The 12,030-nt window shown below is 67.3% G+C and carries 10 protein-coding genes; 8 read left to right on the top strand and 2 right to left on the bottom strand.

Translation table 11 applies throughout. From position 1 onward, the window contains the following. Positions 1-116: 116 nt before the first annotated feature. Both D472_RS0123480 and D472_RS0123485 read right to left on the bottom strand, forming a co-directional pair. Positions 117-572, bottom strand: a complete 456-nt coding sequence (locus tag D472_RS0123480; RefSeq protein WP_026118005.1) for a VOC family protein — start codon at positions 570-572, stop codon at positions 117-119. 229 nt (positions 573-801) lie between these two features. Then, complete coding sequence (locus D472_RS0123485) at positions 802-1,467, bottom strand: class II aldolase/adducin family protein (protein ID WP_017606883.1); 666 nt, start codon at positions 1,465-1,467, stop codon at positions 802-804. Positions 1,468-1,785: 318 nt separating this feature from the next. Between D472_RS0123485 and D472_RS0123490 the strand changes: the two genes are divergently transcribed. The 8 genes from D472_RS0123490 (at position 1,786) to D472_RS0123525 (ending at position 11,960) form a co-directional block, all read left to right on the top strand. Continuing rightward, positions 1,786-3,312, top strand: a complete 1,527-nt coding sequence (locus D472_RS0123490) for an aldehyde dehydrogenase family protein (protein WP_017606884.1) — start codon at positions 1,786-1,788, stop codon at positions 3,310-3,312. 165 nt (positions 3,313-3,477) lie between these two features. Beyond that, positions 3,478-5,052, top strand: coding sequence for a GMC family oxidoreductase (locus D472_RS0123495; protein WP_017606885.1), 1,575 nt, complete (start codon positions 3,478-3,480; stop codon positions 5,050-5,052). After that, on the top strand, positions 5,049-6,215 hold the full coding sequence (locus D472_RS0123500; protein WP_017606886.1) for a quaternary amine ABC transporter ATP-binding protein: 1,167 nt from the start codon (positions 5,049-5,051) through the stop codon (positions 6,213-6,215). Before D472_RS0123495 ends, D472_RS0123500 begins: the two co-directional genes overlap by 4 nt. 1 nt (position 6,216) lies before the next feature. Beyond that, positions 6,217-8,175 (top strand): ABC transporter permease, encoded by a 1,959-nt coding sequence (locus D472_RS0123505; protein ID WP_033304550.1) that lies wholly within the window; start codon positions 6,217-6,219, stop codon positions 8,173-8,175. A 55-nt stretch (positions 8,176-8,230) separates the two neighbouring features. Further along, entirely contained in the window at positions 8,231-9,139 is a 909-nt protein-coding gene (locus D472_RS0123510) for a glycine betaine ABC transporter substrate-binding protein (RefSeq protein ID WP_083903564.1), read from the top strand. 112 nt (positions 9,140-9,251) lie between these two features. Then, positions 9,252-9,569, top strand: a complete 318-nt coding sequence (locus D472_RS0123515; RefSeq protein ID WP_017606889.1) for a hypothetical protein — start codon at positions 9,252-9,254, stop codon at positions 9,567-9,569. Then, the gene (locus D472_RS0123520) at positions 9,566-9,967 is read left to right on the top strand and encodes a type II toxin-antitoxin system VapC family toxin (RefSeq protein ID WP_017606890.1); all 402 of its coding nucleotides are present in this window, start codon (positions 9,566-9,568) and stop codon (positions 9,965-9,967) included. Before D472_RS0123515 ends, D472_RS0123520 begins: the two co-directional genes overlap by 4 nt. Before the next feature lie 115 nt (positions 9,968-10,082). Further along, positions 10,083-11,960 carry an endonuclease/exonuclease/phosphatase family protein gene (locus D472_RS0123525; protein WP_017606891.1) on the top strand — a complete coding sequence of 626 codons (1,878 nt, stop codon included), beginning with the start codon at positions 10,083-10,085 and terminating at the stop codon, positions 11,958-11,960. The last annotated feature ends 70 nt before the right edge of the window (positions 11,961-12,030 follow it).

A 12,030-nucleotide genomic window follows, 5' to 3' on the forward strand; every position in this document is an offset into this window, starting at 1 on the left:
GAAGAACCACCCACACCCCACCCGACGCGCCCCCACCAACGCGTGCCACGACCCAGGCGCCCCAACCCGGCCCGCACCTCCAACGCCCCCAACCCAGGCGCTGAGCGGGGAGGCCATCACTCCGGCAGTCGTACCTCGCGCATCGGTTCCTCCACTTCGGGCACCTCTACGTCGACGACGGGGATCAGGGGGTGGTTGATCTCCAACAGGTAGCCGTCCGGGTCCCGGAAGTGGGCGGCGCGGATGCCCCATGCCGTCCAGTCGCGCGGTTCCATCACCTGACGGGCTCCGTCGGCCACCAGACGCTCAGCCGTGGCGTCCACGTCGTCGACCTCGAAGATCACCGCCAGACGGTCTTGGTGGGGGAGTTGGGGGTCGGCGGTGTCGGTTTCCAGGGCCTCGGCCATGACCTCCCGCTGGTTGATCGCCAGACGGGTCGACGAGTGCACGTCGAACTCGGCGTAGCGACTGTTCTCGTCACCCCACAGCACGGGCAGCCCGAGGACGTCGGAGTAGAAACGGAAGCAGGCTTCGTAGTCGTTCACGAGGAGCCTGATGTAACTGCAACGCATGTGGCCTCCTGCCGGCGGGTGGTCGGCACCATTCTCCTGTTCGAGGGTGGCCGGTACCAGGGCCTTCGTCCTGGAATCCGGGTGTCCGAATGTGGCCACCCCTTTCCTTCCTCCCCTGGTGGACCGGGAGTTCACCTCCCGAAACCACCCGGTTCAAAGAGGTATGGCGGAGCTGTGTGCCGATGGTCCATGGGCTGATGAACGCGCTGCGTGAAAGGTCTGACGGAGGCTACAGGAAGGGGTCGGGGCCGGCCCAACCATAGGTGTCGCGCTGCCGGATCTGCGCCAACTCCTCCTGTGACAGCACCCGAGGCCGGCCGATCTGGCGGGCACGCAGGTAGGTGGCGCTCAGCCAGTCCAGCAACAACAGGTTCTCCAAGGCGTGCTCCAGGTCGCGCCCCAGGGCCACACCTCCATGGCCGGAAAGCAGTGCGGCGTCCCGCCCCTTGAGCGCTTTGACCGCCTGGTCCGCGATGTCACCGCCGCCGTAGGGCATGTACGGGGCGATGGCGATGGCGCCGCCCAGACCGGCGGCGCGGTGGTGGATCGGGGGCAACTCCACTTCGATGGTGGACACCGCCACGGAATCGGTGGTGAAGGCGTTGACCACGGCGGTGACGTCCCGGCCTTGCTCGGCGGCGCGGCGGTGCACCGCCATGTGCATGGTGGTCTCGGCGGCCGGATCGCGCCGCCCTTCCAGCATCCGGTCGTCCAAAGACATGACCGGACAGTCCTGGGGCTGGATCTGGTCCAGCGGGACCCCGTGCGGGGTGACGACCACCAGGTCGCCGCTGCGGACGCTGACGGTGCCCGCTTCGCCGGGCGCCACCCCCGGATGCCGGGCGACGGCTCGGGCGGTCAGGCAGACGTCACGGCGTTCTTGTTCTAGCAGCATGCGTTCCTCGATGGGTTCGCGGGCGGCGGTCGCTTGGAGAAACGGCCCGGAGGAGCAGGACGAACCAACTTAGGTACGCCTAATGTACGTCAAAGTCTTGTTCTCGTCTTCCCTGGTAATGGGTGTCACTGTCCCGTCCTCCCCGTGCCTGGCATGGATCTTGTCTCTGTGGGGCCGGTGAGCAACGCCACCGACAGGGGTCCCTGAAGCCACAGCGCGCTGTTTTTCCTGTTCATCGAGGTTTGTGGCACGGTTGTAAGGAATGTGGCCTATGAGAAGAGGCAGTTTGTGACTACCGATCCTGGGCAAGAGGGATCCGTGAACCAGCCCAACGTAACCTTGCCGTCCGCGCCGTACCTGGCCGAGCCGGGATCGGCCACCGCCACCAGTCTCTACATCGATGGTGAGTGGCGGGGGGGGGGCAACGGACGGGTCCGGGAGATCCTGGACCCCGCCGACGCCTCCGTGCTGACCATCGTCAGCGAAGGTGGCCGTGCCGACACCGAAGCGGCCATCGCCGCCGCACGGCGCGCCTTCGACTCCGGTGAGTGGCGTCGGACCACCGCCGCCGACCGTGGTGACATCCTGCACAGGATCGCGGACCTGCTGCAACGTGACCGTGAGGAGATCGCGGTCATGGAATCCCTCGACACCGGCAAGACCATCGAGGAGGGCGGCATGGACGTCGACGACGTCACCGACGTCTTCCGCTACTACGCCGGCCTGGCCGACAAGGACGCGGGCCGCCTGGTGGCCGCGCCCGAGGGAGTGCACAGCAAGGTCGTCTACGAGCCCGTGGGCGTGTGCGGCATGATCACCCCGTGGAACTACCCGCTGCTCCAACTGGCCTGGAAGATGGCGCCCGCCATCGCGGCCGGTAACACCATGGTGATCAAGCCCAGCGAGGTCACCCCGGTCACCACCGCCAAACTGGTGGAGTTGTCCACCGAAGCGGGGATCCCGGCGGGCGTGGTCAATCTGGTCATGGGCAGCGGACCCGACGCGGGCGCGCCACTGTCCGAGCACCCCGACGTCGACCTCATCTCCTTCACCGGTGGTCTGGTCACCGGACGTCGGATCATGGCCGCCGCCTCCGAAACGGTCAAGAAGGTCGCCTTGGAACTGGGTGGCAAGAACCCGAACATCATCTTCCCCGACGTGGACCTGGACACGGCCGTGGACTACGCGCTCAACGCCGCGTTCTTCCACTCCGGCCAGGTGTGTTCGGCGGGGGCACGTCTGATCGTGCACAACGAAGTCCACGACGCCTTCACCACCGAGCTCGCCCGTCGCGCCGAAGCCATTCGGATCGGCCGCGGTCAGGACGAGGGCGTGCGTTGTGGGCCCCTGACCTCGGCCGAACATCGCGCCAAGGTGGAAAAGGCCGTGGCTCGAGGTCGGGAAGAAGGTGCTCGGATCATCGCCGGTGGCAAACGCCCCGACGAGCCCGAACTCCAGGACGGTTACTTCTACCGCCCCACCGTGTTCGTGGACTGCGACCGATCCATGGACATCGTGCAGAACGAGGTCTTCGGCCCGGTCGTGACCGTCGAGCGCTTCGAGACCGAAGAGCAGGCCATCGAACTGGGCAACGACACCGACTACGGGCTCTCCGGTGGGGTGTGGACCTCCGACACCGCCCGAGGTGAGCGTGTGGCCGCCGCCCTGCGCCACGGAACCGTGTGGATCAACGATTACGGCCCCTACTTCCCAGGCGCGGAATGGGGCGGCTTCGGTCGCAGTGGTGTCGGCCGTGAGCTGGGTCTGGCCGGGCTCGACGAGTACCGCGAGGCCAAGCACATCTACCGGAACCTGGCACCCGAACCGCAGCGCTGGTTCGGCTGACCGACCCCGGCTTCGGCGTCCCGAGGCCGAGACCACCCGGCCCTCCGCCGGCGCGCCACCGCCCGCCGCCGACGGATGGCCCACCCATGAGCGAAGAAGCGACCGAACGCACCACAGGTCGTCCCCCCGGCATCCCTAGACAAGAGGAACGAGAGGATTCGGGCCGTGTCCAACGAAGAGACCACCTACGACTACGTCATCGTCGGTGGTGGGACCGCGGGTTCGGTGATCGCCGACAGGCTCACCGAGGACCCCGACACCACCGTCTGTGTGATCGAGGGCGGACCCGACGACCGGGACTTGGAGCACGTGCTCCGACTCCGCGACTGGCTGGGCGTTCTCGGCGGTGACCTGGACTACGGGTACACCACCACCGAACAGCCCAACGGCAACTCGCACATCCTGCACTCCAGGGCCCGTGTACTGGGTGGATGCTCCTCCCACAACACGCTGATCAGCTTCCGTCCGTTCGCCGAGGACCTCGACGAGTGGGTCGCAGCCGGAGCCGAGGGTTGGGACAACGCCACCGTTCAGTCCTACGCGGACCGGATCAAGTGCAACATCATCCCGATCGCGGAGAAGGACCGCAACACCATGGTCAAGGACTGGGTGTCCTCGGCCTCCAAGGCCGCGAACGTTCCGGTCATCGAGGACTTCAACGCCCTCACCTCGCATGGCGGCGGCTTCGCCGAAGGAACGGGCTTCTTGTCCATCGCCTACGACCCCTACACCGGCTACCGTTCCTCCGCTTCGGTGGCCTACCTGCACCCCATCATGGACGTGCGCGCCAACCTCACGATGTTGCTGGAGACCTGGGTCGACAGGATCCTGTTCGACGGTGACCGCGCCACCGGCGTCGCCGCCACCACCTCCGACGGTGAACGGATCACCGTCAACGCCCGCCACGAGGTCATCCTCGCCGCCGGGGCCATCGACAGTCCGCGGCTGCTGATGCTCTCCGGGGTCGGAGACTCCGAGGAACTGGCCTCCGTGGGCATCGACTCCCACCACCACCTGCCGGGAGTCGGGGAGAACCTCCAGGACCACCCCGAGTCGATCATCATGTGGGAGACCAACGAGCGGGTCCCCGAGAACACCGTGATGGACTCCGACGCGGCCCTGTTCGTCCGCCGTGACGATAGCGACCCCCGCCCGGACCTGATGTTCCACATCTACCAGATCCCCTTCGACGACAACACGAAGCGGCTGGGCTACGCCTCCCCCGAGGACGGTTACGCGGTCTGCATGACCCCCAACATCCCGCGCTCCCGCTCACGAGGCCGGCTCTACCTCACCAGCGACGACCCCAAGGTGCAGCCCGCCCTGGACTTCGGTTACTTCACCGACCCCGACGGCTACGACGAGCAGACCATCGTGGACGGCCTGAAGATCGCCCGTGAGGTCGCCGCCACCGAACCGTTCAAGTCCTGGATCAAGCGCGAGGTCGCGCCCGGTCCTGAGGTTCGAACCGACGAGGAGTTGTCCGAGTACGGACGTCGCGCCGCCCACACCGTCTACCACCCGGCCGGCACCTGCCGTATGGGCGCGGTCGACGACGACGGCGCGGTGGTCGACCCCCGGCTTCGCGTTCGTGGGCTCAAGGGCCTGCGGGTGGCGGACGCCTCGGTCTTTCCGACCCTGCCCACACCCAACCCCATGGTCATGGTGCTGGCACTGGGCGAACGCGCCGCCGACCTGATTCGTCAGGATCGTTCGGCCGCCAAGGAGGAGAACCGATGAGCACCCAGGCCACCGAGCCCGAACCCACCACAGGCGCCTCAGAGGCGACCTTCTCGGTTCGCAACCTGTGGAAGATCTTCGGCAAGAACGCGGACAAGGTCATCGGCACCGAACTGGAGCACGCCGACCGGGATCGGATCAAGGAGGAGACCGGCTGCACCGTCGCGGTGCGCGACGTCTCCTTCGACGTGCGTCCCGGCGAGATCTTCGTGGTCATGGGCCTGTCCGGGTCCGGTAAGTCCACGCTCATCCGGTGTCTGACCCGGCTGATCGAACCCACTTCGGGGTCGGTGGAACTCGACGGTGAGGACATCGAAAAGGCCAGTGAACAGCGGCTGCGCGAGTTGCGCCGACACAAGATGGCGATGGTCTTCCAACACTTCGGACTGTTGCCCAACCGCAGGATCATCGACAACGTCGCCTACGGGTTGGAGGTGCGTGGTACGCCACGCGCCCAACGCTACGAGCGCGCCCGCCAGATGATCGACATGGTGGGACTGGCCGGCCAGGAGAACGCCTACCCCGGCGAGTTGTCGGGCGGTATGCAGCAGCGGGTGGGCCTGGCCCGCGCCTTGGCGGTCGACCCGCAGGTATTGCTGTTCGACGAACCCTTCAGCGCGCTGGACCCGCTGATCCGTCGTGACATGCAAAGCGAGGTCATCCGGCTGCAGCGCGAACTGAACAAGACATCGGTGTTCATCACCCATGACCTCCAAGAGGCGCTCAAACTGGGCGACCGCATCGCCATCATGCGTGACGGCGAACTCGTCCAGGTGGGCACGCCCGAGGAGGTCGTGGGCCGTCCGGCCAACGCCTACGTCGCCGACTTCACCTCCGACGTCGCCCGCACCACCGTGCTCACCGCTCGGTGGCTGATCCGTGACGCCTACCCGGGGGAACGTACCGATGGTCCGATCACCGCGCCCGGAACCGTCCTGGCCGAGGTCCTGCCGATGCTGGCCGCCAGCATCGCACCGGTCCGAGTGATGGAGGGCGAGGCCCTGCTCGGCTACGTGGGCCGTGACGACGTGCTGCGCGCCATCGCCGAGGACCAGTTGGACGACTCCGAACAGGTCGACACGATCGTGGAGGAGACCGTGGAGGAGATCCCCGATGGCGCCATCGACCACGGTGACGTGACCTCGACCGGGAACGGTGGGTGACATGGCCACGGTGACCGAACCGGTCGGCGCCTCGGTGACCGGTCCGACCGGCTCCGGGGGTCCCGGGGGGCGGCTGCGCGGTACCTGGGTACAAGCCCTGCTGGTGGTCGCGGTCCTCATCGCGGGTTACTGGGCGGCCCGGCTCATGGGGAGTCCGGCCTGGGCGGGAGGTTTCCCGACCGGGGTCGGCGAGTCCTTCATGGCCTGGCTCGATGGGATCTATGAGTGGATCGTCGCGAACCGCAACGACAGTCCGCTGTTCCTGTACTTCTTCAACTACGTCTCCGTGGGACTGGGCTCGGCCGTCGTGCTGATCAACCAGTTCCTGACCTTCCTCACCTGGGCGGGCGTGACCGCCCTCGGCGTGGCCGTCTCCTGGCGGATCGCCGGGTGGCGGGTGGCGCTGCTGGTGTTGGCCACCTTCGCGGTGTTCGCCCTGAGCGGGCTGTGGAACGAGGCGATGACGACGCTGTCGCTCATCATCACCGCGGTCTTCATCGCCCTGCTGTTCGGTATCCCACTGGGTATCCTCGCCGGACGCAGCGAGGGGTTCCACCGGGGCCTGCGGCCGGTACTGGACTTCATGCAGATCATGCCGGCCTTCGCCTACCTGTTGCCGTTCGTGCTGCTGTTCGGCATCGGCAACCCGGCGGCCGCCGTGGTGACCGCGGTCTACGCGCTTCCACCGGTCGTGCGGATCACGGCGCTGGCCATCCGTGAGGTTCCCAAGGGAGCGATCGAGGCGACGACGTCGCTGGGGTCCACGTCCTGGCAGCTCCTCACCAAGGTGCAGTTGCCGATGGCCAAGCGCACCATCTTGTTGGGGGTCAACCAGACGATCATGCTCGCGGTCTCCATGGTGGTGATCGCGTCGGTGATCGGTGCCGGGGGCCTGGGAGACGCGATCTACCAGGCGTTGGCCAAGATCAACGTCGGTCAGGCGTTCCAGGCGGGACTGGCGATCGTCATGCTGGCGATCGCGATGGACCGGGTCACCGGAGCGGTCGGCCATGGCGCGCACACCCCGGACATCCCGCGAAGGTACCGCCTGCCGCTGTGGGGTGGACTGCTCGCCCTGGTCATCCTGGTGACCGTGGTCGGCCGGCTCTTCGACCTGGGCGGCTGGCCGCGCGAGGCGTCCCTCGACATCGCCGACCCGGTCAACACCCTCTACGAAGTGATCCAGTCGAGCATCGGCACCTTCACCGCGATGCTGGGCACGTGGACCCTGAACTGGGTGCTCAGTCCGCTGAGCGCCCTGCTCACCGGTTCACCCTGGTGGCTGGTGGTCCTGGTCGCCGCCGCCCTGGGCTGGATCTTCGCTGGTGGGCGCGCCGCGATCGTCTGTGGGGCGGCCTTCGTGGTCATCGGCCTGCTGGGTGTGTGGGACAACGCCATGGACACCCTGTCCCAGGTTCTGGTGGCCTCCGTGGTCACCATCGCGCTGGGCGTGGTCGGCGGCGTGTTGATGTCGCGTAGTGACGTCCTCGCCGCGATCGCGCGCCCCATCCTGGACGCCATGCAGACACTGCCGCCGTTCGTCTACCTCATTCCGGCGGTCGCGCTGTTCACCATCGGTCGTGTCCCCGCTCTGGTGGCCGCGGTCATCTTCGCCCTGCCGCCGGTGGTCCGTCTGGTCAACGACGGTATCCGCGGGGTGTCCGCCGGCACCATCGAGGCCGCAGTCTCGCAGGGATCCACCAAGTGGCAACTGCTCACCAAGGTGGAACTCCCCATGGCCCGTGGCTCGCTGCTGCTGGCCATCAACCAGGGCATCATCCTGGTGCTGTCCATGGTGGTCATGGGCGCGCTGGTCGGTGCCGGTTCGCTCGGCTTCGACGTGGTATTCGGCCTGTCCCAGAACCAGCTCGGCCTGGGCCTGGCCTCTGGGTTGGCGATCGTCTGCCTAGGGCTGTTCTTGGACCGCCTCACGCAGGGAAGGAGGGCACCCCGTGCCTAGGTTGCTGAGCAAGGAGGCCCTGCTCCGGCTGTTCGCCGTGGGGTTGGCCCTGGTGATGGTGAGCTCTTGTGCGGTGCGCACCGACCAGCTCGCCCGGGACCCCAACACGGTGCGCATGGCCCTCAACGGCTGGGTCGGTTACGAGGCCAGCGCCGTGGTGTTGCAGCACATCCTCCAAGAGGAGATGGACTACCAGGTCCAGCTGGTCCGGTTGGAGGAACAGCCCTCCTGGCAGGCCCTCGACCAGGGGGTCTTGGACGTGATCCTGGAGAACTGGGGTCACGAGGACCTGTACGAACTGTACGGCCCCGAGGGCAACGACACCGTCGTGGACGGCGGCTCCACCGGTAATGAGGGTGTGATCGGTTGGTACATGCCCGCCTACGTGGCGGAGGAGTACCCGAACATCACCACGCTGGAGGGGATCAAGGAGCACGCCGAGGTCTTCCGTACCGCCGAGACCGGTGACAAGGGCGAGTTCCTGGGGGGGTCGCCCGGTTTCGCGACCCAGGACCAGGGGATGATCAACGCCTTCGACCTGGACCTGGAGATCGTCTACGCGGGTTCGGAGGCCTCCCAGGTCACCGAGGTGCGGCGCCGGTACGCCAACGAGGAACCGGTGCTGTTCTACTTCAACGAGCCGCAGTGGTTGCAGCAGGAGATCGACCTGGTCAAGATCGACTTCCCGGACTACTACGAGGGCTGCGACGCCGATCTCGAGTTCGTCGACTGCGACTATCCGCTCTACGACCTGAACAAGATCTTCCGTAAGGGCTTCGTGGAGGACGACGACCACGCGTACCGCTTCCTGGACAACTGGCACTGGACCAACGCCGATCAGAACCAGGTCGCCGCGATGATCGCCGATGAGGGGATGGATCCCTCGGAGGCCGCAGAGGTCTGGGTGGAGGAGAACCCCGACGTGTGGCGGGCGTGGCTCCCCGAGGGCTACGAGACGCGCTGACCACACGCGACCGAGTACACGAGACGAGGGGCGGGGACCGATCGGTTCCCGCCCCTCTCGTTGTTCCGGAAAAAGTACTACTTGGTTCCTACTTTTCGTCTACCGTGGAGTCATGTCCGCTGAGAAGCTTTCCGTGTCCCTTGAGTCCGAGACCGTCGAACGTGCCCGCCGTGCGGCCGAGCGCGAAGGCATCCCTCTCTCCAGATGGCTGAACAAGGCCGCGGTCAGAGAAGCGGATCTCGCCGAGGCGCAGGCGGCCTTGGAGGCGCACTTCGCCGAGCACGGTGAACCCTCGCCTGAGGAAAGGGCCCAGGCGAAGGCCGACCTGGAGGCTTCGGGTGTCGGCGGACCCATCCCTTTGGATGAGGTCGAGGCCGGCGAAGAGGCCTTGGCGCATCTGGACCGTGTGAGCGAGGGGGCCGAGGAATGACGGTGCTGCGTCCCCGTGGCCTGATCCTGGATGCGGGAGCCCTCCTCCAAGCCGAGGCCAAGCCCAAAGGGAGTGTGTGGACCTACTGTCTCCAGGAGGTCGGGGCCGGGCGTCGGCCACTTCTGCCGGCCGTCGTTCTGGCACAGGTATGGCGTGAAGGGGCCCGTCAAGCGGTCATGGCCCGCTTGGTGAAGGTCTGCGAGGTAGTGCCCTTCGACGAAGTCGCGGCGAAGCGCGTCGGTGTTCTGCTCGGTGCGTCGGTGACCAGCGATGTGGTGGACGCGATGGTGGTGTTGACCGCCATCAGGACGCGGTTCACAGTGGTCACCTCCGACCCGGGGGATATCTCTGAGATCGCTGCCTCCGTCAACTATCGCGTCCCCCTGATCACGGTCTGAGACCGATTCCCGGGGCGAGGCCGATCGGTCCCGTCCTTGGCCGTGGCCCCTTGCTCTGTGGGGTGGTAAAGGTGAGAATTCTTCGTGTCTGCCTGCCCCCACAGAGCGGAGCGCCATGCAGCGGGGACGACTGGTCACCATGCTCGGCACGGTCCTGTTCTTGGACGTGCTCCGGGTCTTCCTTCCGTCACTGATCACCCTCTTCGGTCAGGCCGGCGCCACCAGCCCCGAACTCATGGGCGCCTTCGCCCTCGCCTGGTTCCTGGCGCCCTTCCCGTTCGTGCTCCTGTCCCGGTGGCTATCACCCCTGTCCTTGGCCCTGGTCACGGGCGGACTGCTCGCCCTCGGCCGGGTGCTGCTCCAGACCACCGAGGGTGGCGAACCTCAGCTGTACCTGGCCTCCGCGCTAATGGGACTGGGCGCAGCGTGGCTGGTGTGCACGGTGATGGCCACGGCGACCGATGGCCGAATGAGCGCGCACGGAGTCATGACCGGGCTGGTCGCCGGAGTGGCCGCATCGGCCGTCCTGCACACGGCTCTGGGCACCGTCGACCTCCTCTGGCGCGATGATGTGCTCGCCTGGACCGGGGTGGCGGCCCTGGCGGCCGGCTTCCTCGGTCTGGCCACCCGTACCCGACGGGCCTCGTCGACCCCGGCGGCCCCGACCGATCCCCGCGCCTGGCTCGCCCTGGGCCCCCTGCTGTTCCTGTCCGGCCTGTACACGGCGAACCCGGCCGTGGCCGAGACCGTGGGCGGTTCGCCCTACGCGGCGTCGGCTCTCGCGGTGGTGGCCGTGGCCTCCGTCGCCGTCACGGCCCACCCCCGACACTTCTCCTTCCAGCCGGCCATCGCCCTGGCGGTCCTGCTCGCCGCCCTGCTCATCCTGTGGCTCGGTACCGATCCCTCCGGAGCGCTGCCCGCCTGGACCCTGGTCGCCGTGCTGCTCGGTCAACTCGCTCTGGCCGCCTGCGTGGGATGGGCCACCACGAACACCGTCACGGGCGTCACCTCCACCCGAACAGGCGTCCTCGCGGCCTTGGGAGTGCTGAGCTTCGTGGTGTTGGTGTTCGCCTTCTACGCCGCCTACGACCTGCACGTCCCCAACGCCTACGTGCCCTTCGCCGCGCTGCTTCTGCTCACTATCGCGATGCCGCTCCAAAGGGGCGACGCCGCGTCGGCGCCTGAGGGCCCCGTGCTCGCGGTGATCGCCGTGGCGGCCGTACTCACCCTGGTGATCACGGTCTTGGCGTCCCTGACACACCCGTACGTGACGGCCCCCGAACGAGACGGTGACGGTCTACGGGTGGCCGCCTACAACGTGCGGATGGGTTTCGGGCTGGACGGGCGCTTGTCCATCGCCGAACAGGCCGAGATCCTGCGCGAACTCGACGCCGACGTCATCGCCCTCAGCGAGGTGGACCGGGGTTGGTTGCTCAATGGCGGGCACGATGGGCTATCCCGGCTCGCCGATCACCTGGGCATGAGCGCGTATTGGGGGCCCGCCGACGGCCCGTTCTGGGGTGACGCCCTGCTCACGAACCTGCCGGTCGCCGAGGTGCGCCAACATACCCTCCCCGCGAGCGGGCCCACCGGGGCCCAAGCCCTGGAGGTGGTCATCGAGCACGACGGCACCGAGGTCACCGTGATCTCCACCCACCTGCAACCCCAGGGCTACGACCTGGGAGACCCCACCGCTCGGGCTCAATTGGAAGCCCTCTTCGACATCGCGGGGAGCGCGCACGAACGTGGTAGGCCGGTGGTGGTCGCCGGGGACCTCAACTTCGAGCCAGAGGAGTTGCCCCTGGGCCAGGTCGTCCACGACGCCTTCGCCGAAGCGCGCCCGTTCCCCACGATGGCCGCCGGCACCCGTTCCGACCAGCAGATCGACCACGTCCTCATCACCGAGGAATGGGAGCCGAGCGATCCTGCGGGCCCGGACGTGCCGCACTCCGATCACCGCCCCATCGCCGTCACCTTGACGCTCGGAGACTGACCCGGGGGCAATGGGGAGGGCCTCGGAGCGGGTGAATGCTCCGGGGCCCGAGGTGGTCTAGTGACCTGGG

It is taken from the genome of Nocardiopsis alkaliphila YIM 80379 (assembly GCF_000341005.1).
Taxonomy (GTDB): Bacteria; Actinomycetota; Actinomycetes; order Streptosporangiales; family Streptosporangiaceae; genus Nocardiopsis; species Nocardiopsis alkaliphila.

Excerpts from the sequence above, each read along its gene's own strand:
- D472_RS0123480 (WP_026118005.1), bottom strand. The coding sequence starts at position 572 with ATGCGTTGCAGTTACATCAGGCTCCTCGTGAACGACTACGAAGCCTGC.
- D472_RS0123485 (WP_017606883.1), bottom strand. The coding sequence starts at position 1,467 with ATGCTGCTAGAACAAGAACGCCGTGACGTCTGCCTGACCGCCCGAGCC.
- D472_RS0123500 (WP_017606886.1), top strand. The coding sequence starts at position 5,049 with ATGAGCACCCAGGCCACCGAGCCCGAACCCACCACAGGCGCCTCAGAG.
- D472_RS0123505 (WP_033304550.1), top strand. The coding sequence starts at position 6,217 with ATGGCCACGGTGACCGAACCGGTCGGCGCCTCGGTGACCGGTCCGACC.
- D472_RS0123510 (WP_083903564.1), top strand. The coding sequence starts at position 8,231 with ATGGTGAGCTCTTGTGCGGTGCGCACCGACCAGCTCGCCCGGGACCCC.
- D472_RS0123515 (WP_017606889.1), top strand. The coding sequence starts at position 9,252 with ATGTCCGCTGAGAAGCTTTCCGTGTCCCTTGAGTCCGAGACCGTCGAA.
- D472_RS0123520 (WP_017606890.1), top strand. The coding sequence starts at position 9,566 with ATGACGGTGCTGCGTCCCCGTGGCCTGATCCTGGATGCGGGAGCCCTC.
- D472_RS0123525 (WP_017606891.1), top strand. The coding sequence starts at position 10,083 with ATGCAGCGGGGACGACTGGTCACCATGCTCGGCACGGTCCTGTTCTTG.